Origin of the sequence: Streptomyces sp. NPDC096339 (assembly GCF_044762985.1) — a bacterium.
Taxonomy (GTDB): domain Bacteria; phylum Actinomycetota; class Actinomycetes; order Streptomycetales; family Streptomycetaceae; genus Streptomyces.
This window is the reverse complement of the sequence record NZ_JBIWFI010000001.1, coordinates 440597-464266: the sequence shown is the minus strand read 5'-3', so window position 1 is coordinate 464266 and position 23670 is coordinate 440597. Positions and strand designations below refer to the sequence as shown.

Annotated in this window: 23 protein-coding genes and 1 pseudogene; 15 read left to right on the top strand and 9 right to left on the bottom strand. The window is 72.6% G+C overall.

Translation table 11 applies throughout. The features are described 5' to 3' along the window. The first annotated feature begins 48 nt into the window (after positions 1–48). Entirely contained in the window at positions 49–1266 is a 1218-nt protein-coding gene (locus ACIQ5Y_RS02210) for an FAD-dependent monooxygenase (RefSeq protein WP_403874050.1), read from the top strand. Positions 1267–1300: 34 nt separating this feature from the next. On the opposite strand, the gene ACIQ5Y_RS02205 is transcribed toward ACIQ5Y_RS02210, so the two are convergent. From ACIQ5Y_RS02205 to ACIQ5Y_RS02195, 3 genes are all read right to left on the bottom strand, one after another. After that, on the bottom strand, positions 1301–1582 hold the full coding sequence (locus tag ACIQ5Y_RS02205) for a pyrimidine/purine nucleoside phosphorylase (RefSeq protein ID WP_403874048.1): 282 nt from the start codon (positions 1580–1582) through the stop codon (positions 1301–1303). Between the two features lie 76 nt (positions 1583–1658). After that, complete coding sequence (locus ACIQ5Y_RS02200) at positions 1659–2018, bottom strand: hypothetical protein (protein ID WP_403874047.1); 360 nt, start codon at positions 2016–2018, stop codon at positions 1659–1661. A gap of 72 nt (positions 2019–2090) precedes the next feature. Further along, positions 2091–2453 (bottom strand): hypothetical protein, encoded by a 363-nt coding sequence (locus tag ACIQ5Y_RS02195; protein WP_403874045.1) that lies wholly within the window; start codon positions 2451–2453, stop codon positions 2091–2093. 227 nt (positions 2454–2680) lie between these two features. Between ACIQ5Y_RS02195 and ACIQ5Y_RS02190 the strand changes: the two genes are divergently transcribed. After that, positions 2681–3526, top strand: a complete 846-nt coding sequence (locus tag ACIQ5Y_RS02190; protein WP_403874043.1) for a hypothetical protein — start codon at positions 2681–2683, stop codon at positions 3524–3526. 109 nt (positions 3527–3635) lie between these two features. Here ACIQ5Y_RS02190 and ACIQ5Y_RS02185 read toward each other — a convergent pair whose 3' ends face one another. Next, the gene (locus ACIQ5Y_RS02185) at positions 3636–4946 is read right to left on the bottom strand and encodes an SgcJ/EcaC family oxidoreductase (protein ID WP_403874042.1); all 1311 of its coding nucleotides are present in this window, start codon (positions 4944–4946) and stop codon (positions 3636–3638) included. 97 nt (positions 4947–5043) lie between these two features. On the opposite strand from ACIQ5Y_RS02185, the gene ACIQ5Y_RS02180 reads away from it, so the two are divergent. Together ACIQ5Y_RS02180 and ACIQ5Y_RS02175 are read left to right on the top strand one after the other, a co-directional pair. Next, the gene (locus ACIQ5Y_RS02180; protein WP_403874040.1) at positions 5044–5574 is read left to right on the top strand and encodes a MarR family winged helix-turn-helix transcriptional regulator; all 531 of its coding nucleotides are present in this window, start codon (positions 5044–5046) and stop codon (positions 5572–5574) included. 321 nt (positions 5575–5895) lie between these two features. Then, a complete protein-coding gene (locus ACIQ5Y_RS02175; RefSeq protein WP_403874038.1) occupies positions 5896–6300 on the top strand; it encodes a transglycosylase SLT domain-containing protein in 405 nt (134 codons plus the stop codon). Between the two features lie 103 nt (positions 6301–6403). On the opposite strand, the gene ACIQ5Y_RS02170 is transcribed toward ACIQ5Y_RS02175, so the two are convergent. After that, entirely contained in the window at positions 6404–8749 is a 2346-nt protein-coding gene (locus ACIQ5Y_RS02170) for a collagenase (RefSeq protein ID WP_403874036.1), read from the bottom strand. 215 nt (positions 8750–8964) lie between these two features. Here ACIQ5Y_RS02170 and ACIQ5Y_RS02165 point away from each other — a divergent pair, with 215 nt between their 5' ends. Beyond that, complete coding sequence (locus ACIQ5Y_RS02165; RefSeq protein ID WP_403874034.1) at positions 8965–9519, top strand: hypothetical protein; 555 nt, start codon at positions 8965–8967, stop codon at positions 9517–9519. Between the two features lie 34 nt (positions 9520–9553). On the opposite strand, the gene ACIQ5Y_RS02160 is transcribed toward ACIQ5Y_RS02165, so the two are convergent. Beyond that, positions 9554–10912, bottom strand: a complete 1359-nt coding sequence (locus ACIQ5Y_RS02160; RefSeq protein WP_403874032.1) for an FAD-binding oxidoreductase — start codon at positions 10910–10912, stop codon at positions 9554–9556. A gap of 490 nt (positions 10913–11402) precedes the next feature. Here ACIQ5Y_RS02160 and ACIQ5Y_RS02155 point away from each other — a divergent pair, with 490 nt between their 5' ends. The 7 genes and pseudogenes from ACIQ5Y_RS02155 (at position 11403) to ACIQ5Y_RS02125 (ending at position 18444) form a co-directional block, all read left to right on the top strand. Continuing rightward, the gene (locus tag ACIQ5Y_RS02155; RefSeq protein WP_403874030.1) at positions 11403–11645 is read left to right on the top strand and encodes a hypothetical protein; all 243 of its coding nucleotides are present in this window, start codon (positions 11403–11405) and stop codon (positions 11643–11645) included. Positions 11646–12125: 480 nt separating this feature from the next. After that, positions 12126–12203, top strand: a pseudogene (locus ACIQ5Y_RS02150) (hypothetical protein); the annotation flags it as partial. Between the two features lie 245 nt (positions 12204–12448). Then, positions 12449–12841, top strand: a complete 393-nt coding sequence (locus ACIQ5Y_RS02145) for a nuclear transport factor 2 family protein (RefSeq protein ID WP_403874028.1) — start codon at positions 12449–12451, stop codon at positions 12839–12841. 45 nt (positions 12842–12886) lie between these two features. After that, positions 12887–14896, top strand: coding sequence for an AAA family ATPase (locus tag ACIQ5Y_RS02140; RefSeq protein WP_403874026.1), 2010 nt, complete (start codon positions 12887–12889; stop codon positions 14894–14896). A 116-nt stretch (positions 14897–15012) separates the two neighbouring features. Beyond that, a complete protein-coding gene (locus ACIQ5Y_RS02135) occupies positions 15013–16545 on the top strand; it encodes an MFS transporter (protein ID WP_403874024.1) in 1533 nt (510 codons plus the stop codon). A gap of 60 nt (positions 16546–16605) precedes the next feature. After that, entirely contained in the window at positions 16606–17046 is a 441-nt protein-coding gene (locus tag ACIQ5Y_RS02130; protein WP_403874022.1) for an SRPBCC family protein, read from the top strand. A 33-nt stretch (positions 17047–17079) separates the two neighbouring features. Then, entirely contained in the window at positions 17080–18444 is a 1365-nt protein-coding gene (locus ACIQ5Y_RS02125) for a carotenoid oxygenase family protein (protein ID WP_403874020.1), read from the top strand. 103 nt (positions 18445–18547) lie between these two features. Here ACIQ5Y_RS02125 and ACIQ5Y_RS02120 read toward each other — a convergent pair whose 3' ends face one another. Next, a complete protein-coding gene (locus ACIQ5Y_RS02120) occupies positions 18548–18826 on the bottom strand; it encodes a DUF6296 family protein (RefSeq protein ID WP_403874019.1) in 279 nt (92 codons plus the stop codon). Between the two features lie 339 nt (positions 18827–19165). Between ACIQ5Y_RS02120 and ACIQ5Y_RS02115 the strand changes: the two genes are divergently transcribed. Beyond that, positions 19166–19318, top strand: coding sequence for a hypothetical protein (locus ACIQ5Y_RS02115; protein ID WP_403874017.1), 153 nt, complete (start codon positions 19166–19168; stop codon positions 19316–19318). Between the two features lie 130 nt (positions 19319–19448). Here ACIQ5Y_RS02115 and ACIQ5Y_RS02110 read toward each other — a convergent pair whose 3' ends face one another. Beyond that, a complete protein-coding gene (locus ACIQ5Y_RS02110; RefSeq protein ID WP_403874015.1) occupies positions 19449–20051 on the bottom strand; it encodes a DUF6529 family protein in 603 nt (200 codons plus the stop codon). Between the two features lie 328 nt (positions 20052–20379). Between ACIQ5Y_RS02110 and ACIQ5Y_RS02105 the strand changes: the two genes are divergently transcribed. Continuing rightward, positions 20380–21366: a DPP IV N-terminal domain-containing protein gene (locus ACIQ5Y_RS02105; protein WP_403874013.1), complete on the top strand. Its 987-nt coding sequence runs from the start codon at positions 20380–20382 to the stop codon at positions 21364–21366. Positions 21367–21386: 20 nt separating this feature from the next. Here ACIQ5Y_RS02105 and ACIQ5Y_RS02100 read toward each other — a convergent pair whose 3' ends face one another. Next, complete coding sequence (locus ACIQ5Y_RS02100) at positions 21387–22034, bottom strand: LysE family translocator (protein WP_403874011.1); 648 nt, start codon at positions 22032–22034, stop codon at positions 21387–21389. A 121-nt stretch (positions 22035–22155) separates the two neighbouring features. Here ACIQ5Y_RS02100 and ACIQ5Y_RS02095 point away from each other — a divergent pair, with 121 nt between their 5' ends. Continuing rightward, on the top strand, positions 22156–23637 hold the full coding sequence (locus ACIQ5Y_RS02095) for a PLP-dependent aminotransferase family protein (protein WP_403874009.1): 1482 nt from the start codon (positions 22156–22158) through the stop codon (positions 23635–23637). Positions 23638–23670 lie beyond the last annotated feature (33 nt).

Sequence of the window (23670 nt, the reverse complement as noted above, 5' to 3'; positions counted from 1 at the left end):
CGGGTAGGGTCGTCCTTCTACACCTGTAGAAGAAGTGGGGGCTTCGCCATGGGCGGCACAGCGGTGATCGTCGGAGGGGGAATCGGCGGACTGGCCGCCGCGATCGGTCTGCGCCGCATCGGCTGGGAGGTCACGGTCGTCGAACGCGCGCCGGTGCTCGACGACGCGGGAGCGGGCATCTCGCTGGCGGCCAACGGCCTCCGGGCCCTGGACGAACTCGGCGTGGGCAAGGCGGTACGGGAAGCATCGCGAGGCCAGTACAGCGGCGGCACCCGCACACCGGCGGGCGGCCGGCTGGCCCGGATGGACGGCGCGGCCCTGGAGAAGGCCGTCGGCACACCCATCATGGGCATACCGCGCGCCACCTTGCACCGGCTGCTTCGCGAGTCCCTGCCCGCCGGGACGCTGCTGATCGGCGCGGAGGCCGGCCCGGTCGAACAGGCCGGGCCCGGCACGGTTCGAGTCGCCTGCGGCGCCACCGCCTTGGAGGCCGACCTGGTGGTGGCGGCCGACGGCATCGGCAGCAAGGTGCGCGGCCGTCTGTTTCCGTCCCACCCCGGACCGGTCTACAGCGGCTCGACCGTACTGCGCGCCATCACCGAGGAGCCGGTCGACCTGCGCACCGACTTCGAGCTGACGTGGGGTCACGGGGCCGAGTTCGGGCACATCGCCTTCCCCGACGGGCGCGCCGAATGGCACGCGGTCCTCGGCCTTCCCGCGGGAACCCGGTTCGCCGACCCGTCGGCCGAACTCCGCCGGCGCTTCCATACGTGGCACGACCCGATCCCCGCCCTGCTCGACGCGACCCGGCCCGACGCCGTCCTGCACCACGACGTGAACGAACTGCGCACACCGCTGCCCTCGTACACGGCCGGGCGCATCGCGTTGCTCGGTGACGCGGCGCACGCGATGACCCCGAACCTGGGGCAGGGCGCCTGTCAGGCACTGGAGGACGCGGTCACGCTGGCCGCCGCGCTCGCCGCCGAGCCGACCGTGGAAGCCGCGCTCGCCCGGTACGACGCCGAGCGCCGGCCACGCAGCCAAGCCGTCGCACGCGCTGCCCGGCGGGCCGGGCGGATGGGCCATCAACTCGCCCACCCTCTGCCCGTGGCCCTGCGCAACACGGCGATGCGCCTGACGCCCTCGCGCGCCGCCGTACGCATGATCCTCCGGCACCACGACTGGTCCCCGCCATCCCTGAGCGACGCGGAAGGGCCCCCGGCCGCAGGGCGGGGGCCCTCGTCACGCGCGGATCGTCAGGGGTGAACCGCGTGAACCGCGTGAACGGTCCGCGGTCCCTCTAGCGGTATTCGCAGAGGTAGGCGGTCTCGACCGCGACCTTGAGCTGGAACTTGCTGTTGCCCGGGACGTTGAAACGGGTGCCGGCGGAGAAGGTCTCCCAATCGGCCGCCTCGGGGAGCTTGACGGTCAGACCGCCGCTGACCACGTGCATGATCTCCGGGGCGTCCGTGCCGAATTCGTACTCACCGGGAGCCATGACACCGATGGTCGCCGGGCCCTGCTCCTGGGTGAAGGCGATCGACTTGACCGTGCCGTCGAAGTATTCGTTGACCTTGAACATGTGCGTTGGTCCTCTGGGGGGAACGAGCGGAAATGGCTGGCCGGCTCGTCGCGCCCCGGTACCGGCGAGGGGAAGGTTACAGGTAGCGACCATCCCCTCGCACTCTCCCGACCCCGGGCCGCGGAGGCCGGCGCGCCTCCCGTACCCGCTCGCTGATCGGCTGTTCAAGGGCCAGGTAGCCGGGTGACGGGTGAACCAGCTCGGGGTGCTCCGTCACGTACCGATCGCCGTGAATCGCGGGCATCGCCCAGTGCCACGCCTCGTCGTGGAACACCAGGCCTCGGTACGGCGTGTCAGCCGGTTCGTACGGATAGCAGTCCAGGGCGGCTTCCATGGCCTCCGTGGCGGGCAGCCCGCCGTGATGCTCCATGACCCATGCGTAGGCGCGCCGTTCGGCGTGCAGGTTGTCGAGGTACCTCGCTTCGCTCCATGTCACGGCGCAACGGTAGAACAGCCCCGCCGAACGGTGATCCTTCCTGCACCGCCTACCCGCCCCCCGGGCCGGAGATCAGGCGGACCTGCGGCGCAGGGCCATGCGGATCCCGTACAGGACCACGAGCAGCACGACGACGACGATCAAGATGATCACGAGCTTCCCGAAGAACCCGCTCTTCTTCTTGCTCTTCTTGCCCTTCTTCGTGCCGGTGGTGGCCCGTTCCTGGGACGACATCGGCGCGCGCAGGCCGGTCGCGGCGTCGGCGCCGACCGCGAGGGCGTTGTGCGGGAGCGCCGCCGCCGCGGGAGCCTGCCGTACGGCCGGTGCTGCCGCCGCGCCGGTGGCGGCCGGGCCCAGCAGGAGGCCTGCGAGCACGAGGAGCGGTATGAGTGCCGCCGCCGCGGGGCGCCTTCTCGGGCTGTTGTTCTTCGTCACTGTCTCTCCTGTTCTCCAATGCCCCGGTCCGGCAGATGGGATGCCGACGGCCGGGGTCGTGGAGCATCGTCGACGAGTTCCACTGCCCCGGCAAGAGCATGGGCCGAGCTCTGCTCGCGGCAGGAGGGGGAGACGTGCCCGAAAGGCCGGAACCCGCACGAACATCAGGGGTGGAAACGGACGTTTCACTCTTCATCGGGCACGGTGCGCGCGGCTAGGCTCGGCCCGTGGGACAGCCTGAGCAGCGCGCCGAAGGCGCAGGACCGTTCACCACCCGGCTGACGTGGCAGCGCCCCGAAGGGGAAACGGTGGTGTGGGAGTCACGGCTCGCGCGCAGGCGTGGGGCGCTGGCCGTCCGCGGTCCGGGAGGCACCGCCGGTACGCGTTCCTCCACGGCCGACGCCGAGGCCCTCGGTCGCCTGCGGAGGCTCAACGCCATCGCCTCGGGGGCGTTCGTCATCGGCGGAGCACTCTTCACGCTCGGTGCCGCCATCGCCCAGTTCGGCTCGGGCGACGCGCTCGTGAGCGCCTCCGTCTACTTCGCGGGGGGTCTGTTCTTCAACATCGGTGGCTACACCTCGCTCTTGCAAGTGCTGAACGCGCCCCGCCACTCCGAGGGGGGCGGTCCGCTGGTCACGCCGGGCTGGCGGTGGTGGGGATACGAGCCGATGCGCTTGGACTGGCTGAGCACGTTCGTACTGTTCGTCGGGACGCTCGTGTTCGGCGTCAACCTGCTGGACTCCTTCCGGCAAGGCCTCAGTGCCCAGGAAACCAACCGGCTGATCTGGACTCCCGATGTGGTCGGATGCGTCCTGTTCCTGATCTCGGGGCATCTCGCGTTCGCCGAGATCTGCCACCGGGCCCGGCCCTGCTTCCGATCGCGCAGCCTCGGCTGGTGGGTCGTCGCCGTGAACCAGTTCGGCTCGGTGCTCTTCATGGTCTCGGCGCTGGCCGCGTTCACCCGGCCGGCCACCGGCAGCCTCGTCAACGCCGACATCGCCAACTGGGGGACGATGGCCGGCGCGTTGTGCTTCTCGGTCGGCGGCGTGCTCCAGGCCTTCGAACGGCCGTAGGGCACGGGGAGGACCCCACGTGCGGGCCCGCCCCCCGCGCGGGCCCGCACGCCCTCGCCGGCCCGGGGCCGGTGTGCCCCCGGGCCGACAGGATGGGAGGGGAGGAAGGTCAGTCGACCACGACGGTGTTCTGGGCGGCGCCGACGCGCCAGGCGCCGTCCTCCTTGACCAGGATGTAGAAGGGGCGGCCCTCGTGCTGTCCCGCGATCCGGGTGCCGTCATGGCGGACCGGCTGCTGGCGGACGTTCACCGCGGCGACATCGGGCCGCAGGAACAGCACGCGCTCGACGTCGTAGACGGCGGTGGACTCGGCCGTCGCACCGGGCAGCACCTTCTGGGTGAAGGTCTCGATCTCCTCGAAGCCCGACAGCCGCTTGCCGTGGCCGGTGGTCCACACCGGGTCCTCGCGGCGGAAGACGCCCAGGAACCGGTCGACCAGCTCGTTCTGCTGCGCGTACTCGACCTCGGCGACCAGGCGCCGGATCGCGGCCACCTCGGCGTCGGTCTCCGGGCCGTCGGGGGCGCCGAACACCTCGACCGGCCGGTACGAGCCCGAGACGAGCTCGGCCACCGCGTCCGGCCGGCCCGGCCGCCACCCGAGGACGGTACGGGCCGCGGCGCCGCTGACGCTCTGGTCGAGGGCGAGCGCGTCCGCGAAGAGCGGGCCGAAGACCTCGGCGGCGGTCTCGACCGCCACCACGCGCGGGGCGGCGAGCACCCCGGCCGCGCGGCCGGCGGCCCGGGCGAGGTCACGGACCGGGACGGCCGACTCGCCGACGCCGTGCCAGACGGTACCGGCCTCCGCCCGCTCGGCGGCGGCCACGAACAGCTCGGCCAGGTCGTCCACGTGGACGGTCGGCCACCGCACGCCCTCCTCGCCGTAGTACTCGGGCACCCCCTGCCGGCGGGCCCGGTCGACCAGGATGGCGGGGATGCCGCCACCGCGGCCGTACACGATGCCGGGACGGACGACGACGGCACGCACGCCCTCGGCGGCCTCCGCCAGCACCTGCCGCTCGATCCGCGGGCGGTAGCCGACGATGCCGATCGGGTTGGTCGGGGTCTCCTCGCCCACCTCCTGGGCCTCACCGGTGGCGCCGAGCACCCAGACGCCGCTGGTGTAGACGAAGGGGCGGCCGGTGCCGCGCAGGGGAGTGGCGAGCGCCTCGATCGCGGCGGTGTCGGTGTCGGCGTCGCCGCTCGGGGGAGCGAGGTGGATCACGGCCTCGATGTCCGGGGTCACCGCGCCGGCCAGCGAGGAGGGGTCGGCCGTGTCGCCGACCAGCTGGGCGTGCCAGCCGCGGTTGGGCTGCGGCTCGGCGCCGCGGGTGAGGGCGACGACCTGGTGCCCGGCGGCGTTGAGGTGGTCGGTGACGGCGGAGCCGATGTAGCCGGTGGCGCCGGTGAGCAGAACCTTCATGACATTCCCCCTACGACGAAAATTTCGATGTCGAAACTATAGGCAGTCATGATCGGCGATGTCAAACATTTCCATGTCGAGATGTTAGGCTCGGCACATGACGGAACAGCAGCCGCAGCACGACGGCGTCGATCTCATCACCGCCCAGTGGCGCGCGGTCCGCCCCGACCTGGACACCTCCCCGATGGCGCTCATCGGCCGCCTCTCCCGCGCTTCGCGCCTGCTGGAGCGCGGGATCAAGGAGAACCTGGCCGTCCATGGCGTCGAACCCTGGGAGTTCGACGTCCTGGCCACCCTGCTGCGCTCCGGCACGCCCCACGTCCTCAGCGCCGGCGAGCTCAGCTCGGCCGCGATGGTCAGCTCCGCGGCGCTCACCAACCGCATCGACCACCTCGTGGAGAAGGGCCTGGTCGAACGGGCCGTGGACCCCGCCCACCGCCGCCGGGTGCTGATCTCCCTCACCGACACCGGCCGGGAACTGACCAACCGCCTCGCCGAGCACCACCTCATCGGTGAGGAACGCCAGCTCGCCGGGCTCACCACCGCCGAACGCGACCAGCTCACCGTCCTGCTGCGCCGCGTCCTGCTCACCCTCGGGGACCACGTGGAGGACCCGGCCCAGACGTGACCGTCCGGATGCACCCGGTGAGATTCGGGGCCTTCGGCGGTGAGGCGCCCCACAGGACCCACGTCACATACGAACGGCGCTAGTAGCTCTCGGACGCCCCGTGTCGGCTTCCGGGAGGGGGGTCGTCCGGCCCGTTCTGCGATGCCGTCTAGTAAGGGGGGTCGTTGCCAGGGGGTGGGGGCGTCGGTAGAACTGGATGAGTCGCCGGGCGGCACGGGTGCTTCACCCGCCGCCCACGAACCCCTCTCCTCCGCGTGAGTGGCTCACGCATGCCTCTGGTGTGCCCGCGACTGCCCTTGTTCCCGTCGGAAGGTTCCGTCCGTGTCCAACGCCGTCATCCGCCGCATCGCCGCTTCGAAGAAGACCCTCGCGGGTACCGTCCTCGCCCTGGGTGTCGCCGGCTCCATGCTGGCCACGGTCCCGGCGCAGGCCGCCCCGATGAGCGCGAAGGCGATCGCGCGGCAGATGATCAAGGACCCGGCGCAGTTCGCGGCCTTCGACAAGATCATCTCGCACGAGAGCGGCTGGGACTACACGGCCACCAACGCCTCCTCGGGTGCCTACGGTCTGGCCCAGGCCCTGCCGGCGTCGAAGATGGCTTCGGCGGGTGCGGACTGGAAGACCAACCCGGCCACCCAGATCAAGTGGGGCCTGGACTACATGAACTCCCGCTACGGCAGCCCGGTCGAGGCCTGGAACTTCTGGTCCGCCAACCACTGGTACTAAGCCGACAGGCGCAGCAGCAGACGCACGAAAGACGCTCGGCAGGGACTCCCCGCCGAGCGTCTTTTCGTGCGTCACGCGGTCGCCGCCGCCGCGGCGAGCCGGGTCACTTGGACTGTGTGGAGAGGCTCACGCCACTGAAGTCCTGCGCGGCGGCGAGGCTGAAGTAGACCCAGCCGGACGGCGGGTTGTCGATCGTCAGGGTCTCGCCGTTGCCGGCGTTGGTGGACTTCGCCTGGTGGCTGCCCGTGGTGGCCCAGCCGCTGCCGCCGTAGTACAGGTCGGCGTTGCCGGTGCCGCCGCTGCTGGTGATGGTCAGCTGCTTGACGCCGGCCGGCAGGTAGACGAAGTGGTAGCTGTAGTTGCCGGCGGAGGCCGCGAGGTCGTCCCGGCGGCAGTTCTGGTCGAACTGGCGCGGGTCGGCCAGGGTGCACCGCGGGGTGGACGGGGCCTCCGGGAGCGGGCCGCAGTCGTTCGTCGCGCAGGCGGTCGACAGCCAGGTGGCGAAGCCGGCGTCGTAGCCCGTGCCGATGGTCTGCTTCAGGAAGGTCCGGGCACCGTTCCAGTCACCGGCGCGGTACTTGCCGAGCACGGTCTGAACATCGGCGGGGTGCGCCTGGAGCATGTAGCGGACCGCGAGCCAGCCCCAGCGGTAGACACGGTTCGAGTTGACCTCGGGATCCCCGTCCTGGTCGTACACGGTGTCGAACAGGTCGCTCAGCTTGTACGTGTTCTTGCGGGCCTCGGCGATCGCGTCCGCGTTGCGCTCGCCCCGGTATCCGTACGAGATGTTCTCGGCTATGCCCTCGACCCACCAGATGGTCGGTGTGGTGATGCCCGCCTCGAAGTCGCCGGCCATGTTGTAACGGCCGTCGAGGTAGTGGGTGTACTCGTGGTTGAGGTTCCAGATCTGGAAGTCCGGGCGCAGCCAGTGGGCCTCGTGGGCGATGAAGCGGGCCTGGTTGCCGGGGACGGCCGGGTTGCCCTCCTCGTACATGCCGCCGTTGTCGACGTCGATGTCGTAGATGGCCCAGGCGTACAGGGAGTACTGGGTGTAGTCGTCGAAGACGACGACCTCGAGGTCGGTGTTCACGTCACCGGGGATCGGGCCCTTGTCGCCGATGATCCGGTGGAAGTACGCGTCCTGGTTGACCAGGCTCGTACAGGTGCTGTCGAGCTGGCCGGGGGACATGTCCTGGGCGCGGATCTTCAGGCCCGGGGTGCAGGTGCGCTGGATCGGGAGGACCGTCGGGAGCACGCGCTCGCCCAGGTCGCAGATGGCGTAGGCCGCGCAGTTGCCCCGGTCGTACTGGCGCGTGTACCAGCCGAGGTTCATGGTGATCGGGGCGGTGGGGCCGACGTTCGGGTAGCGGTTGACGAGGTCCTTCAGCAGCGGCCGGAGCCGGTCCTTGAGCTCGGGGACGTCGAGGGCGTAGCCGAGGTAGCGGCCGACGTTGCTGACGACGTCCAGGCGGTTCAGCTGCGCGCCGTTGCGCGTGATGAAGCCGGCCCAGGTGTCGAGGATCGAGGGGTCGGCCTTGAGGGCGGCCCGCCAACCGCGGGCGTCGTTCTTGGCCTTGAAGCCGTTCTCGACGACCCACTCGACGTGCTGCATGGCGAGGTTCATCTGCCCGGGCCATGTGGCGTCGTAGCCGCCGAGCATCCACTTGACCACGCCGGCGTACCGGCCGGCCGTGTGGGTGCTGTCGATCAGCGTGACGACCTCGTTGAAGATCTCGCCGTTGGCGTCGGTGACGTCCTTGCTGCGCGGTGAGGCGAAGAAGGCGTCCAGCGCGCCGCGCGCCGCGCCGTCGAGCGCCGTGCCGTAGTCGCCGACGACGTCCGCGTGGTTGTCCTGCACGTAGTAGCCGGCGCGCAGGAACAGCACCAACTGGCCGACGGAGGCGCTGTTGTTGCCCGAGTAGGTGGCGGAGGCATCGCGCAGGGCGTTGGCGACGGTCACCATCTGGGCTTCACGGAAGGCCTTGCGGGCGTTGTCCCCGGTGAGGCCGAACAGCGGGTAGGTGCAGTCGATGCGGGGGAGGGCCTTGAGCTGCTGGACCAGCGCGCCGCCCGTCGCGTTGATCACTCCGGAGAGGTCACCGCACTCGTCCCCGGCGGCGGCCGAAGACTGCTTCCCGGCCTTGACGGTGGGCGTGGGCGTGGGGACGGGCGCCGGGGCGGACTCCCGGGCGCTGTCCTGAGAGGAGATCCGGAAGCGCGAACCGTTGTTCATCGCGTCGGGCGACCGGGGGACCGGGATCGACCGCGGGGCTGGGGCCGCGGTTCCGCTCGCGCGGGCCGGTGCCAGGGCCCGGGCCGGGGCCGGGGCCGTGGCACCGACGGAGGCGGCCTGGCTCTGCGGAGTGAACAGGCCGAGCGCGATGAAGACGGCTGCGCCGAGCGCGGGAAGTCTGCGCGCGCCCGCCTTCGGTATGCGGAAGGGAAGCATCTGTGGGGGCCTCCGGGGCCGTTGTGGCCGCGTGCTGGGGACACGGGCCGTTGATGTGTGACATGTAAAATTTCACATGTCGCATCGCGCCGGAAGTCTTCTGGCCGGATTGCTCGGCCACCGCAACGGAAACGTTGTCGAGTGCCGGCCCTGAAACCCCGTCAAGTGCCCTCGCAAGCCCCCGAACCCGGCGTGTCATGGGGCAGGATGGCCCGGTGAGCATCCACGTCCACGCCAACTGGGCCGGCTTCCCGGACTCCGTGCCCGATGCGGACGGCGCGGCGCCGCGACGGGCCCTGCCCGCAACGGCCGTCAGGGACGCCGACCCGGCCGCGAGCCCGCCCGAGCTGCGCATCGTTTCGGGCGACACGGTCTTCGTGTCTTCCCGGGACGCCGCCGCACTCGAGCGGTTCTGCGCCGAGAACGGGATACCGGTACGCCACCGCCCCGACATCTGGGGTGACCTGCTCGAGCCCTTCCTCGACACCTGGTTCGACGCCCGGCACCAGGCGGAGACCCTGGACCGACTGGCGCGCAACGGGGTCGGGCCTGCCGAAACGGTCCGGATCCGCGAGCGGGTCGGCCCCCTCATGGCCGCCTACAACGGTGTGCACTGGGACTGGTGCCACCTCGGCCTCGCAGACCTCCTCGACGCTGCCGCCTCCGAACTGGTACCCGCCGAACTGCGCATCCGGCCGCAGGACCGAGCGGCCTTCCACGCCTGGGCCATGGAGATCGCCGACCGGCCCCACCCGAAGGACGCGGCCTAGTCCGGATCTTCCGGACGCCGGGCGGCCGGTCGGGTCACCGGAGTGGCGGCGCGAGCAGGCCCCCGCTGTCGTGGCGGTGCTGAAGCGCCCGGAGCCGGGCCAGGTTGCCGCCGTAGGCCGACCTCGTCTCGCTCCCGCTTTCGGGGAGGTCCGGGCGCAGTTCCACGTTGTAGGTCCCGATGGTGTGCGAGGCCAGGGCCCGCAGCGTGTCGCGGGCCCATGTCCTGCAGGCCTCGGTGTCGGCGTCGTCGTCCCAGATCGCGTTGAGCGGGACGCTCCATTCGGCGTTCCGGCCCCAGAACGCGGTGGCGGTGTCGTCGATGTCGGCCAGTGCCCCGCCGGTGTGCTGGAAGTCGATGCGGCACGCCCGCGTGGGTGCGGCGCGGATCCGGTCCGCGAGGGCGTCGGTGACGGCGGCGTCGAGAGTGGGACCGGTGAAGGCCGCCTTGCCGAAGAACGAACCGCGCGGACCGTCACCTGGCTCGGGCAGCCTCACCGGTTCCGGCTCGCCGCCGTCGGCACCCGGGATCGCGAACTCGGGCAGCCCGACCGGATAGCGGCCGGTGGTCTGCGAGCGGAGGAGCGGCACCGAGCCCGCGCCGGCGACGACGGCGGAGGTCGCGGCCCTGGCCCGCGCGAAGGCGCTGTCCCGCCGGCTCGCGCAAGCGGTGTAGAGGAACACGACCGGCTCGTCCGGCGAGAGGGTGGTGTAGCCGAGGACCGCGCTCATGCCGGTGTCGCGCGGAAGTTCGGGAGCGACCCGGAAATAGGCCGCGAGCGCATCCAGGCCCACCACTGCCCGGTCGACCCGGACCGGGGCGATCTCGTGGGTCCGCAAGACGGCGGAGGTGACCACTCCGACGTACGGCGCGCCGCCCCGGACCGCCCACCACAGATCGGCTTCCTCGCCCGAGCTCCGTTCCGAGAGGTGGACGATGTCACCGGACGGGAGGACCAGTTCGACCCCCACGAGATGATCGACGGTGAGGCCCAGGGACCTCGTCAGATGGCCGATGCCCCCTCGGGTGGCCATCCCCAGGCCGGTGTGGCCGACGACGCCGACCGGCACCGCCCGACCCGCCGGGGCGAGGACTGCGTGCATCGTGGCCATGGTCGCCCCACCGCCGACGACGACTCGGTCCCCGTCCGGACGGGCGGCGTTCAGGTGCTCCGAGAGATCCAGCACGACGGCTCCGTCGGCGACGCAGTTCGAACTCAGGCCGCCGCCGCGCACCGTCACTCGCACTCCGGCCTCGGCCGCGACCTTCATGACGGTCGCGACGTCTTCGGCCGTACGGGGCGCCACGACGCATGCGGGTCGCCGCCGGGCGGCCTCGGGGAAGAAGACGCGTGCCAGGGCGTTCCCGTACCCCGCGGATCCGGGCGCGCGCACGCCCGATCCGAGCGCAGCTCGCAACGGCCCGACGACGTCGCCCGAAGGGCGGACCGGCCCGCTCACCGCAGCCGCCGGAGCGGGAGATCGGCCGGTGTGCGAGCCGGGAGTGCGGGGGTGTCGCTACTGGGCACGGTGGCTCCGATTCCCGGTATCGGGTTTCGGGCGGAGGCCGCCTTCGGTTGTCCCGGATGACAGAACGGCAATCCCAGGAGCGTAGATGGTCGGAAACCGTGCACCAGGGCGCCTGGCCGGGACTGGCCGGAAGTTGACGGGATCCCTGCGGCACGGGGCGTCTCGGCGGAGTGCCGGTCGCCCATGCGGGCAGGGCGGCCGGGGCCTGGGCGCTCCGCCGCATTGGCCTAGACCTATTGTGCGGCTGTGTCCGTGACGGTACGTTCGTGCCCGGCTGCGCAGCCGGCACGTACCGCACCACATCGCATCGTCGGGCACTTTGCCGGGGCATCCCGGCATTTCAGGAGGACATGCCATGTACCGTCGCGCAGCAGCCGCTCTGGCCACCGTCGCCACCGCCGGAGCCCTCGCGCTCGGCATCGCCGGCACGGCCGAGGCCACCCCCGGCCCCGGCTTCTACGCACGCAGCCACCACACCTCGTACGCCGACTGCCAGGCCACCGGACAGGCGGGGTACCGGATCTGGGGCCCGATCTACTTCTGCGAGCCCCTCAGCTCCACCCGCCAGGACGTCATCGTCCTCTGGGTCCGCTACTGACGGAAACGGCTGGCCCCGGGAGAACGTCCCGGGGCCGGCCGTTGCCGGGCGTGGCCGGGCGGAAGTCGGCGCACGGAGAACGTCGTGCGGAGAACGTCGTGCGGATCACGCCGTGTCCCTGACAATTTCCGGGGCGGTGGACGCAACCTGCGACTCCGTTCGTCCGTCCTGCCCACCGGGCGGGTCCGACGGGCCGGCTCCGGCCGTACCGCGCACGTCGAGAGGTCTCCCCCCCCATGCCCTTGGCCGGTCCCGATGTCAGCGTCCTGTCGGAGGACTTCGCCGCCGACCCCTCCCGCTGGTTCACCTGGCTCAGGGAGCGGGCTCCTGTGCACTACGAGCCGGGCATCGACAGCTACTTCCTCTCCCGTCACGAGGACGTGAGGCGGGTGCTCACCGACCACGAGGCGTTCACGACCGAGACGCTCCAGGTGCGCGCCGAACCGGTGATGCGGGGGCGGGTCCTCGCGCAGCTTCGACATCCACCGCCCGGACCTGGGCACCGCCCGCTCCTTCACCGCGGCCGCCCAGCACCTGGCCTTCGGGGCCGGACTGCACCAGTGCGTCGGCGCGGCCTTCGCACGCGCCGAGATCGAGACCGTCGCCGGGATGCTCCTGCCCCTGCTCGACCGGCTCCGCCACCGCCCCGGCTCCCGCTACCGGGGGAGCGGGCTGTACACCCGGGGCCCCGTGGCCCTGCCGCTGGACTTCACGCCCCTCCGCGGCTGACGCCCGCATTCCGTATTCCTTCCCTGCTCCTTCCTCGTGTTCCGACTGCCCCCCACCCCCCTGCGAAGGCTTCCATGACCCCGACCGACATCACCCGTGCCATCAACGACCTGCTCTTCACCCCGGGCCTCGACCTCGAAGAGGCCGTCGAACGGCACTTCACCCCCGACTACCGCCAGCGCACCAACGGCGTGTGGAGCGATCGGGCCGGCTTCGTAGCGCACATGACGCGCCTGCGCTCCCTGGTCCGCAGCGGACACATCGAGGTCCACGAGGAACTCCGCGACGGACCGCGCTACGCCGACCGGCACACCGTCACCGTCGAGCGGGACAACGGGAGGATCTCCCGCACGGAGGTCTACCTCTTCGCCCTGATGGCCCCCGACGGCCGGTTCCGGCGCGTCGAGGAGACCACCATGCTGGTCGACGGCCACCCCGACGACGGCAACCTCGGCTCCGTCAAATGAGATCCGCGGATCCGGGCCATCGGGAACGAGAGGTGGGGAGCGGCAGTGGCATCCGTCGGTGACAGGCTGAGCAGGGCGCGCGTACGGGCCTTCGTCGGCCGGGAGGAGCAACTCGGGCGCTTCGAAGCGGCGTTGACCGGCGACCGGCAGGCGCCGTTCGCGTTCTACGTGTACGGGCCGGGCGGCATCGGGAAGTCGACGCTGCTGCGGCGCATGGCGGACCACGCCCGAGCCGCCGGCCGGCTGCTCGTCGAACTCGACGGCCGGTTCGTCAGCAGGGACCCCGCCGATTTCGAGCGTGCCGCCGGCCCCTTCCTGGACGTTCCGGGCGCGGTCCTGTTCGTGGACTCCTTCGAGCACTGCCAGTGGCTGGAGGACTGGCTGTGGCAGCACTTCCTGCCGCGAGCCGCCGACGACACCCTGGTCGTCCTGGGCGGGCGGCGCGCGCCACGGCCGCAGTGGGCCGCCGACCCCGCCTGGTCCGGGCTGCTGCACGTGACCGAGCTGGAACCGTTCTCGGAGGAGCAGGCGCGGCGCCTGCTGATCGCGGCGGAGATCCGGCCCGAGCTGCGCGACCGCGTGCTCCGCTTCGCCGGGGGCAACCCGCTGGCCCTGTCCCTCGCGGCCGCGGCGGGATCGGAGGGCTGCGGCAGCGAGGGGATCTGGGCCCCCTCGGCGGGGGTGCTGCGCACCCTGCTGGCGGGGCTGATCGGCGAGGTGCCCACGGCGGCCCACCGCCGCGCCCTGGAGGTGGCGGCGCAGGCGCACTCCACGTCCGAGGAACTGCTCGCCGCGGTGCTGCCCGAGGAAGACGCCCATCCGCTCTTCTCCTGGCTGCGGGACCTGCCCTTCATGGAGTCCGCGGTCCGCGGCCTGTACCCGCACGACGCGGCGCGCGAGACGCTCGCCGCCGATCTGCGCTGGCGGGCGCCCAACGCGTTCGAGACGATGCGCCGACGGCTGGCGGACGAGTACCTGCGCCTGCTGCGCGAGTCCCCCGAGGACCGGGTGTGGACGGTCACCGACGAGCTCTTCTACCTCTTCCGGGAGGGCGAGACCCTGGCCAGGCTGCGCACCTGGTCCCGCGAGGACGAGGTGCACGACCGACCTCTGCACGCGGACGACCTCGACGTCGTCCTGCGCATGGCCGAGGAGACGGAAGGGGCCGCTTCAGCCGAACTGGTCCGCTACTGGGCGCAGCGCCAGCCGGGGGCCTTCAGCGTCTACCGCCTGGTGAGCACGGGCCGGATCGTCGCGTTCACGGCCCGGCTGGCGCTGCCCGCCCCCGCCGACCCCCGGGACCTGGCCACCGATCCGGTCGTGGCCGCCGCATGGGCGTACGCCGACGCCACCGCGCCGGTGCGGTCCGGCGAGCACATCGGCGTCAGCCGCTTCTCGGTCTATCCGGAGCGCTACCAGGTCCCGTCGCGCGTCATCGACCTGAGCAGTTCCCGGGCCCATGCCGAGGCAGCCCGGGCGCGTGGCCGTGCGTACGGGTTCGCCGTCTTCCGGGACGCCGAGACCTGGGCCGAGCGGGTGCGGGGGACCCTGGTGGACACGGGGGCGCGTCCGCGCGTCGGGGCGTACGACTACGGGCTGTTCGCCGTGGACTGGCGTCAACTTCCCGTGGAGAGCTGGCTCCTGAGGTTCACGGAGGCCGCCGACGCGATGGCCGTGCCCGTTTCGGCGGGACCCTCGCCCCTCTCGCGCGCCGCGTTCGACCAGGCCGTACGCGAGGCGCTGGCGCACTGGCGGGACGCGGGGGCCTTCGCCGCCTGCGCCCTGCTGCGCACCCGTCTCGCGGCCGATCTCGGCGAACCCGTCGACGAGCTGCGGGCGCTGCTGCGCCGGGCCGTCGACGACCTGGCCGCCGACCCGCGCGGGGTGCGCGCCCGTGAGGCCCTGACGGCGGGCTACTTCTCGGGCGCGCCCACCCAGGAGGCCGCCGCACGCCGCCTGGGGCTCCCGTACGGAACCTACCGCCGCCACCTTCGGCAGGGCCTGGACCTGCTGTGCGATGCCCTGTGGCAGCAGGAGTTGCACGACCCCCGGTAGCGGCGCCGGGGGCGTGGACCCGGCGGGTCCGGGTGGACAGGTGCGGACAGGAGTGGACAGGGCCCGGCGCCCCAGGGCCTGGAGAGTGGACGGCGTCCGGCGCGAGCCTTTGCGCCATGAACGCAGTACGAACACAGACGGGCCGGGCGGCCCCCCGGGCTCCCCGGCCGGGAGCCGCGCTCGCGGCGCTCGCCGCGGCCCAGTTCACCGTCATGCTCGCCACCTCGATCGTCAACGTGGCCCTCCCGCAGATCCGTTCGGGGGCCGGGCTCTCGGACGGCGGAACCACCTGGGTGGTCAACGCCTACGGTCTGGCCTTCGGGGCGCTGCTCCTGGCGGGCGGGCGCCTCGCCGACCTCCTCGGCCGGCGCCGGGTGCTGATCGCCGGGCTCGCGCTGTTCGCGGCCGCCTCGACGGCGGCCGGACTGGCGGCGTCCTCCGGCGTACTGATCACGGCCCGGGCCGTGCAGGGCCTGGGCGCCGCCGCCATCGCCCCCGCCTCGCTCGCCCTGGCGATGGAGCTGTTCCCGTCCGGCCCGGGGCGCGGCAGGGCACTGGGTGTGTGGGGAGCAGTATCCGGCGCGGGAGGAGCGGCCGGGGTCCTGCTGGGAGGTGCGGTCACCCAGGCATGGGGCTGGCCGTGGATCTTCCACTCGGTCGCGCTCGGGTCGGTGCCGGTCCTCGCCGCCGCCGTGCTCCTCGTACCCGTTGGGCCGGGGATATGGTCCGCGGAGCGGCCGACGGGGCGGTCCGGCGGGCAGTCCGGTGGTCGATCCGGTGGGCTGTCAGGGCGGTTCGACCTGTTGGGCACCGCCACCGTGACCCTCGCCCTGACCTGCCTGGTCTGGGGGCTGACCACCGTCAGGGGCGCCGGCTGGACCGATGCCCGGGTGGCGGGCGCCCTCGGCGCCGCCGCCGTGCTGCTCGCGGCCTTCGCCGTGATCGAGGCCCGCTCGCCGGACGCGCTGGTGCCGCCGCGGCTGTTGCGCGCCGGCCGAGTAGCCCCGGGCAACCTGCTGATGGCCTTGCTGGGGTCCGTGTGGATCGCGCTGTTCTTCTTCCTGCCGCTCTACCAACAGCAGGTCCTCGGCTCGGGCCCGTTGGCCACCGGAGCGGGGCAACTGCCCTTCGCCGCCGCCAATATGCTCGGCGCCGGCCTCGCCCCGGCGCTCTCCCGGCGCGCCGGCGCCCGGGCGGCCGTGACCGCGGCCCTGCTGACGGAGGCCGCCGGACTGCTGTGGCTGTCCCGGCTGAGCGCGGACGGGAGTTACGCCGCCGATGTGCTCGGCCCAAGCGTGCTGGTCGGTCTGGGCCTCGGCGCGGCCTTCGTCCAGATCACCGCGTTCGCCGTGGAAGGCGTCCGTCCCCAGGACGCGGGCCTGGCCGGCGGGCTCGTGAACACCACCCGCCAGGTCGGCGGTGCGATCGGCCTGGCCGCCCTGACGACGCTGGCCGGTTCGGTGACAGCCCGCGCCTCGCACTCCGTGCCCGCCGCGGAGGCCCTGACCACGGGGTACCGCACCGCGTTCGCGGTCTCGGCCGCGGTCCTGGCCGCGACGGCGGTGCTCGCGCTGCTCCTCACCCGCCGCGCCGGGGCCCCTTCCGGCACCACGACTCCGACGACCGAGCATCTCTCCCACACCGGCTGATCCACGGATCGGCCCCGCACGACCGTCCCCGCACGCATCCCTCCGAAAGGAAGAACGACCATGGTCGCCATCGACGAGACCGCTCCCGCCACAGCCCGCCTGAGCACCCGCATCCACGCCCCGCTCGCCACGGTGTGGGAGGTGCACACCGACATCGCCGCCTGGCCCACCTGGAACCCGGACATCGACATGGCCCGGCCCGACGGCCCGACGGCGCCGGGCAGTTCCTTCGCCTGGCGCACGCACGGCATGGAGATCACCTCCACCGTGTACGAGCTGACCCCCGAACGGCGGATCGCCTGGGGCGGGCCCTCCGCGGGCATCACCGGCATCCACGTCTGGACGTTCGAACAGGACGGTGACCACGTCATCGTCCGCACCGAGGAGTCCTGGAGCGGCGCCCCGGTCGAGGCCGCGGCAGAGGAGCTCGGCAGGGCCCTCCACGCCTCCCTGGAGGCCTGGCTCTCCCACCTCAAGGCCCGCGCCGAGCAGCTCGCCTGATCAGCCGTCACATCGCAGAGAAGAGGTTCCGCCATGACCGTCTCCAAGCCGTACCTGACCGGCCACTACACCCCCCTCGTCGAGGAGGTCACCGCCACCGCGCTCACCGTGGAGGGTTCCCTGCCCCCCGAGCTCACCGGCCGGCTGCTCCGCAACGGGCACAACCCGAAGCCCGGCGTCACCCCCACCCACTGGTTCAAGGGCAGCGGCATGGTCCACGGCGTCCGGCTGCGCGACGGCCGCGCCGAGTGGTACCGCAACCGCTGGGTGCACACCCCCGCCCTCGACGGCGCCCCGTACATGACCGAGCGCGGCCCCGACCTGACCGCCAGCGCCGCGGGCACGCACATCATCGAACACGGTGGGCGGCTCCTGGCCCTGTGCGAGTCGAACTTCCCCTTCGAGCTCACCCGGGACCTCGACACGGTCGGCGCGTACGACTTCTCCGGGAAGCTGACCAGCGCGATGACCGCGCACCCCAAGACCGACCCGGTGACCGGGGAGCTCCACTTCTTCGGTTCGTCGCCGTTCCCGCCGTTCCTGACGTACTACGTCGCCGACGCCGAGGGCGAGGTCGTCCACAGCGGCGAGGTCGCCGGCGCCACCGCCGCGCTCAAGCACGACTTCGCCATCACCCGCCGACACGTGGTCTTCGTCGAGGGCAACGTCACCTTCGATCCCACCGAACACTCCGGCATCCCGTACGCGTGGAGCGACCGGCAGCCCGCCCGCATCGGGATCATGCCGCGCGGCGGCGACGGGGCCCGGGAGGTCCGCTGGTTCTCCATCGAGCCGGGCAGCATGCTGCACGTCGCCAACGCCTTCGAGGACGGCCGGGGCCGCATCGTCCTGGAGGGCCCGACCGTGGACCGCGAGGGTTTCGAGCTCTCCTGGAACTGGTGGATCGGCGCACCCGGGAGGGGCAGCGAGCCCGCGGCCCGCTCGTACACGCGCCGCTGGGTCCTCGACCCGGCCGACGGCACCGTCGCCGAGCAGATCGTCGACGACCTGCCGGTGGAGTTCCCGACCCTCAACGAGGACTACACGGGAGTCGAGAACCGCTACCACTACGCCATCTCCTTCCCCGACGAGAAGGGTTTCGGTGGATACGGAGTCGTCAAGTACGACCGCACCACCGGCGCCCGCCGCATCCACCAGGTCGGCGACGCCCGCCTGCCCGGCGAGGCGGTGTTCGTCCCGGCCGCGGACGCCTCCCGCGAGGACGACGGCTACCTGCTCACCGTCGTCTCCGACCTCAAGCAGGACGCCTCCCAACTGCTGGTCCTCGATGCCTCGGGCCTGGACCGGATCGCCACCGTCCACCTGCCCCACCGGGTGCCGGCAGGGGTCCACGGTTCCTGGGTCCCCGACAGCGCCCTGGAGGACACGGCGGGCTGAGGCGCCCCGCGCGGACGCGCCCGTCCGGCCGCCGGCCGTACGGGCGCGGGCGGGACGGGCGTCGGCGGGACGGGTGTGATGTCGGGTGCGCCGGGTCCGTGTGTCAGGCGACGGCCTGGGCCCGCAGCACGCGGGCGGGCTGCTGTCCGCCCCCGGTGGCCAGCACGCGCACTTCGCCCCTGTCGCTGATCTCCGCCCGGACGATGCCGGTGGCGTCCTCGTAGACGGGGTGGCCGCCAGGTCCCGTCGCGCTGGTGCGGGTCATGCGGACCACGTCCTCCCCGACTCCGTCCACGGCAGCGAAGACCACCTCGAAGACGTCCACCGGACCGGCGTCTCCGTCCGGAGACCTGGGGCCCTCGGGTTCGTGGGGCGTGCTCATGCCTGACCCTCCTGCCGTGATTCCGTCTGCCGTGCGCATGGCGCCGGCCCCCTACCTGCCACGCTAAGCCCCTCCCGGTGGCCATGCAGGCCGCACCGCGGCACGACGACGAAACACCCCCCACCTGGCCCGGTGAGGTGAACCTGTACGCCGGATGGCGGCGGGACGGGTGGAAGCGGTGGCAGTCCGCCGGGGCGCGCCCGAGGCTCGTTGCCGGAGACCAGCACGACGGAAGGGCAGGAGCCGATGTCGCGAGCCGAGGAAGACGGCCTCACCGTGAGTCCGGTCGCTGCGGTGGATCACCGTCGGAGCAGGGCCGGGAACCTGAAGACCGCGATCATGCGTACCAATCTGCTTCCCGCGTTCCTGGTCCTCACGGTCATGATGGTGGCCCTGTGGCTCATGGGCATGCCGTTCCTCCAGGCCCTGACGATCTCCACCGCGGTGAAGATCGCGATGGTGATGCTCGAACTCCGCCGGTCGCCGGGGTAGCACCTCTGGTGGCGCTCCCGCCCGGTCCGGCCCGGGCGGCCACGGCCCGGTCCGCACCCCGGTCGGGGCTCCCGCGCCCCACCGGCTCACCGCCGACGGGGTGCATCAGCCGGGAGGCAGTGGTGCCGCACTACCCGGAGTCCCGGACGTGGTGCGCGAGCGACAGCACCGGCACGCTGTCGCCGTTGAAGTGCCACAGCGCGCTCGAATACCAGAGGACCGCCACCACGACCACCAGCGCGCCCCCGGCCAGGGGCAGGGCCCAGCCCGGCAGGCGGCGGCTGTGCACCAGCAGGACCTTGGCGGCGAACGCCCCGTAGAAGAAGCAGCCCGCGATCGAGTGCACTGCCGCACGCGAGCCGGTCAGCTGCACGCCGTACGCCCGGACGCAGTGCACCGCGATCGGGACGGTGAGGGCGAACAGCAGCACACCGACGATCCGGTGGGTGATCGGCACCGGCCCCGGCGTCCGGTGCACCCCGGGCAGCCGCCCGTACATCCACAGCGCCAGCAGCAGTTGGAGAGCGGCGAGGACCAGGACACCGGTGGCGAGCTGTGCCTTGAGGCGCAGGGCATCGGCGTCCGCCCGGCCGAACAGCGTCGCGGTGTAGTCCGGTGTGTTCGACCGGCCGAACAGGAACACGGCGACGAAGACGGCGGCGGCAGCCGCGAACGCGAGTACGAGGGCGAGCCCGCCTTCCGGGCGGCGCCGAGCGGACCGGGCGTGCGACATGGTGCTCCTCGTCTCGGAACGCCGGGGGCCGGCGGTTTGCCATCCCTTGTACCCGCCCGGTGCCGCGAATGAAGGCCGACGCGGCCGCGGAGCCGGCCTGATCGGATTCGAACCCGTCCGGCCCCATGCAACGGTGCCGGCCACCGGCTGAGCCGGCGGCGAGAGACTGCATTTCCGACGCGGTCGGCACACGATGCCCTCGCCACTCCCGGTGAGGGCATCGGTGGTTCGCGCCGACGCACTCGCTTCCCCCCGGGGCCCATCGGTGGGATGTTTGCGGGTCGAAGCGGCACGCAGCAGGCCGCAGGGAGGGATCGGGGTGGACACCGTGACACGTCATCAGCACCGCGCCACCGTCGACGGCAGAGCCGCCGGCAAGCCGCGCAGGACCGGCGTGAACCGCACCGCGCGCCGCCGCCGGGTGGCCTGGAGCGCCATGGCGGTCGCCCTGACCGTCCCACTGACGCTCGGCGCCGCCGGAGGCGCGGGGGCGGCGGGGGAACGGGCGATCGTCTTCGCCCGCTACACGACGGCAGCGCCCACGGAAGACCTCTACGCGATCTCCCCAGGCGGTGGCACGCCCGTCGCGCTCACCCACACCCCCGCCGTGAGCGACGTGATGCCCAGCTGGTCCCCGGACGGCAAGCGCGTCGCGTTCGTCCGCTACGGATCCGGTGGTGCCGTCGACGGGATCTGGACGATGAGGGCCACGGGCGGCGACCTGAAGGCCGTCCCCGGTACCAAGGGCGCCTCCGACCCGGCGTGGTCCCCGGACGGCAAGCGGATCGCCTATGCCATGCCGGTCGGCGCCCAGCGCGAGATCCATGTCGCCGACATCGACGGCACTCCCGCGACCCGCCTCACCCACACCGCGGCGGACGACCTCCATCCGACGTGGTCCCCGGACGGCAAGTACCTGGCGTTCAACCGCGCGGACACGGCCGGGAACAGCAGGGTGATGAAGATCCGGCTGTCCACCCTGGCGCAGACCGCGGTCACGGGGCCCGGCTCCCACGACTGGACACCCGACTGGTCACACGGCGACCGGATCGCCTTCAGCCGCGTGGACTCCTCCGGCTTCGCCCACCTCTACCTCATCCGCCCCGACGGCACAGGACTCCACCGCATCACCTCGGACCGCTTCAACGACAAGAACCCCTCCTGGTCCCCGGACGGACGCCGCCTGGTCTTCACCAGGGGTGGGACCGACGACGCGGACCCCGAACACCTCTACCTGGTGAGGGCCGACGGCACCGCACCGACCCAGCTCACCAAGACCGACGCGCACGACCTGGAGGCCGACTGGCGCCCGTAGGGGTTCCCGCTCGACGGGTCTCAGACGGACACCAGGACCGCCAGGCCGAGGTACACGCCGCCGACCAGCCGAGACAGCAGCAGCTCGCGGCGCGGCGTGCCGTGCAGGCGGCCGGCGAGCGCCGCACCGAGGAAGGCGTAACCGAGGTCCAGGACGAGCGCGACGGCCAGGAAGACCACGCCGAGCAGCAGCATCCGGACGCGTACCTGCCCGGGCGGCAGGCCGGGCGGCAGGAACTGCGGGAGGAAGGCCAGGAAGAACAGGATCACCTTGGGGTTGAGCAGGTTGACCAGGACCGCGTCCCGGTAGACCCGGAGCAGCCGGTGCCGGGCGGCGGGACGCACGACCTCCTCGCCGTCGACGGTGGAGGCGGCGTCGACGATGGTGCCCGGGCGGGGGAACAGTGCCCGCACACCCAGGTAGGCCAGGTATCCGGCGCCGACGTGACGCAGCACGGTGAAGGCGAGGGGATGGTCGGTGAGCAGCGTGCCCGCCCCGCCGACCGCGGCGAGGACGTGGACCAGCGTCCCGGTCTCCACGCCCAGCGCCGAGACGAGACCGGCCCGCCGCCCGTGCTGCGCGCTGCGCGTGACGATGTGGACCAGATTGGGCCCGGGCACGGCGATCAGCAGGAGCGAGGCCGTCACGAAGCCGGCGAGCGTGGTCACCCGCGCTCCAGCGCGGTCCGCCCGCACACGGCGGCCGGTCGGAGGTCGCAGACAGGTGTGATCGTCATGCCATTAGCCTCGGGTGGCGCCGGCGTGCGATCCCGTGCCAATGGAGGCGGAAGTGGACTGGAATCGGGGGACTGCCGAGCCCGCCCTACTGATCGACCTGCTGGGGGAGTGGAGCGCGGCGGGCGGGCCGCTGTACCGGCGGCTCACCGGGGCGCTGGTCCGCGCCGTACGGACCGGGGACCTGCGGACCGGCGACCGGCTGCCGTCCGAGCGGAGGCTGGCCGACGCGTTGTCGGTCAGCCGGGCGACCGTGGTCGCCGCCTACGACGAGTTGCGCGCCGCGGGCCTGGCCGAGACCCGCCGGGGGAGCGGCACCCGGGTGACCGCGGCGGCCGCCGCCCGGAGGAACCCGGTGGACGGGCGGGTGCGCGCCGGCCGGGCCACCGCGCTGATCCAACGGCTGGTGGCGCAGCCGCCGGACCTCATCTCGCTCGGCCGGGCGGCCGAGGGCGGTGGCCCGGACCTGGCGGGGGCACTGTGCGACCTCGTCCGTGAGGACCTGCCCGACCTGGTGCGGGACGCCGGCTACCACCCGGCCGGCCTGCCCGCACTGCGCACGGCGATCGCCGACCACCACAGCGCCCATGGCCTGCCGACCCTGCCCGAACAGGTCGTGGTGACCACCGGGGCCACACAGGGGGTCGCCCTGATCGCCCGGCTGCACCTCGGGCGGGGATCGACCGCGATCGTGGAGTCCCCCGGCTGGCCCGGCTGTCTGGACGTGCTGCGGGCGGCCGGAGCCCGGCCGGTCGGCGTCGAGCTCGACGCCGACGGCGTGCGGATCGACCGCCTCGCCGCCGAACTCTCCACCCACACGCCCGCGTTGCTGTACGTCACGCCGACCTTCCAGAACCCCACCGGCATCCTGATGTCCGCGGGGCGCCGCCGCCGGGTGGCCCAGCTCGCCGCCGCACACGGCGTCCTCGTCGTAGAGGACAGCGCGCACGCGGCGGCCCTGGCCCCAGGGCAGGCCCCGCCGCCGATCGCCGCGCACCCCGCCGGGGGAACCGTCCTGACGGTGGGCTCGCTGACCAAGGCGGTCTGGGGCGGGCTGCGCATCGGCTGGATCCGCGGGCCCCGCGAGGCCGTCGAACCCCTGGCCCGGCTCAAGGCGCTCGAAGACCTCGGCAGTCCACTGCTGGACCAGGCCCTGGCCGCGCGCTTGCTGCCCGGGCTCGCCGCCCTCGCACCCGAACGCGAACGCCTGCGCCGGGAACGGCTCGCGACGATGACCCGGCTCCTGGGCGAGCACCTCCCTGACTGGCGCTGGCAGCCCCCGAAGGGCGGCTCCGCACTGTGGATCAGGCTCCCCCCGGGCGCCGACGCCCACGGCTATGCCCAGCTGGCCCTGCGTCACGGCGCCGAGGTCATCCCCGGCGACACCATGGACACCACCGGGGCGCACGACGACTTCCTCCGCCTGCCCTTCTCCTTCACCCCGGAGACGGCGAGGGAATTGGTCACCCGCCTGACCGCCGCCTGGGCGGCCCTGCCGTGCGACCGATCCCTTGCCCCATCTATCGAAATTCGATAGATTCACATCGTAACTCGATGGAAGGCTGGGTCA

What these genes read in the sequence shown, in the direction of transcription:
- ACIQ5Y_RS02210 (WP_403874050.1), top strand. Translation starts at nt 49, where the DNA reads ATGGGCGGCACAGCGGTGATCGTCGGAGGGGGAATCGGCGGACTGGCC.
- ACIQ5Y_RS02205 (WP_403874048.1), bottom strand. Translation starts at nt 1,582, where the DNA reads ATGTTCAAGGTCAACGAATACTTCGACGGCACGGTCAAGTCGATCGCC.
- ACIQ5Y_RS02185 (WP_403874042.1), bottom strand. Translation starts at nt 4,946, where the DNA reads ATGAAGGTTCTGCTCACCGGCGCCACCGGCTACATCGGCTCCGCCGTC.
- ACIQ5Y_RS02180 (WP_403874040.1), top strand. Translation starts at nt 5,044, where the DNA reads ATGACGGAACAGCAGCCGCAGCACGACGGCGTCGATCTCATCACCGCC.
- ACIQ5Y_RS02170 (WP_403874036.1), bottom strand. Translation starts at nt 8,749, where the DNA reads ATGCTTCCCTTCCGCATACCGAAGGCGGGCGCGCGCAGACTTCCCGCG.
- ACIQ5Y_RS02155 (WP_403874030.1), top strand. Translation starts at nt 11,403, where the DNA reads ATGTACCGTCGCGCAGCAGCCGCTCTGGCCACCGTCGCCACCGCCGGA.
- ACIQ5Y_RS02145 (WP_403874028.1), top strand. Translation starts at nt 12,449, where the DNA reads ATGACCCCGACCGACATCACCCGTGCCATCAACGACCTGCTCTTCACC.
- ACIQ5Y_RS02135 (WP_403874024.1), top strand. Translation starts at nt 15,013, where the DNA reads ATGAACGCAGTACGAACACAGACGGGCCGGGCGGCCCCCCGGGCTCCC.
- ACIQ5Y_RS02130 (WP_403874022.1), top strand. Translation starts at nt 16,606, where the DNA reads ATGGTCGCCATCGACGAGACCGCTCCCGCCACAGCCCGCCTGAGCACC.
- ACIQ5Y_RS02125 (WP_403874020.1), top strand. Translation starts at nt 17,080, where the DNA reads ATGACCGTCTCCAAGCCGTACCTGACCGGCCACTACACCCCCCTCGTC.
- ACIQ5Y_RS02120 (WP_403874019.1), bottom strand. Translation starts at nt 18,826, where the DNA reads ATGAGCACGCCCCACGAACCCGAGGGCCCCAGGTCTCCGGACGGAGAC.
- ACIQ5Y_RS02115 (WP_403874017.1), top strand. Translation starts at nt 19,166, where the DNA reads ATGCGTACCAATCTGCTTCCCGCGTTCCTGGTCCTCACGGTCATGATG.
- ACIQ5Y_RS02110 (WP_403874015.1), bottom strand. Translation starts at nt 20,051, where the DNA reads ATGTCGCACGCCCGGTCCGCTCGGCGCCGCCCGGAAGGCGGGCTCGCC.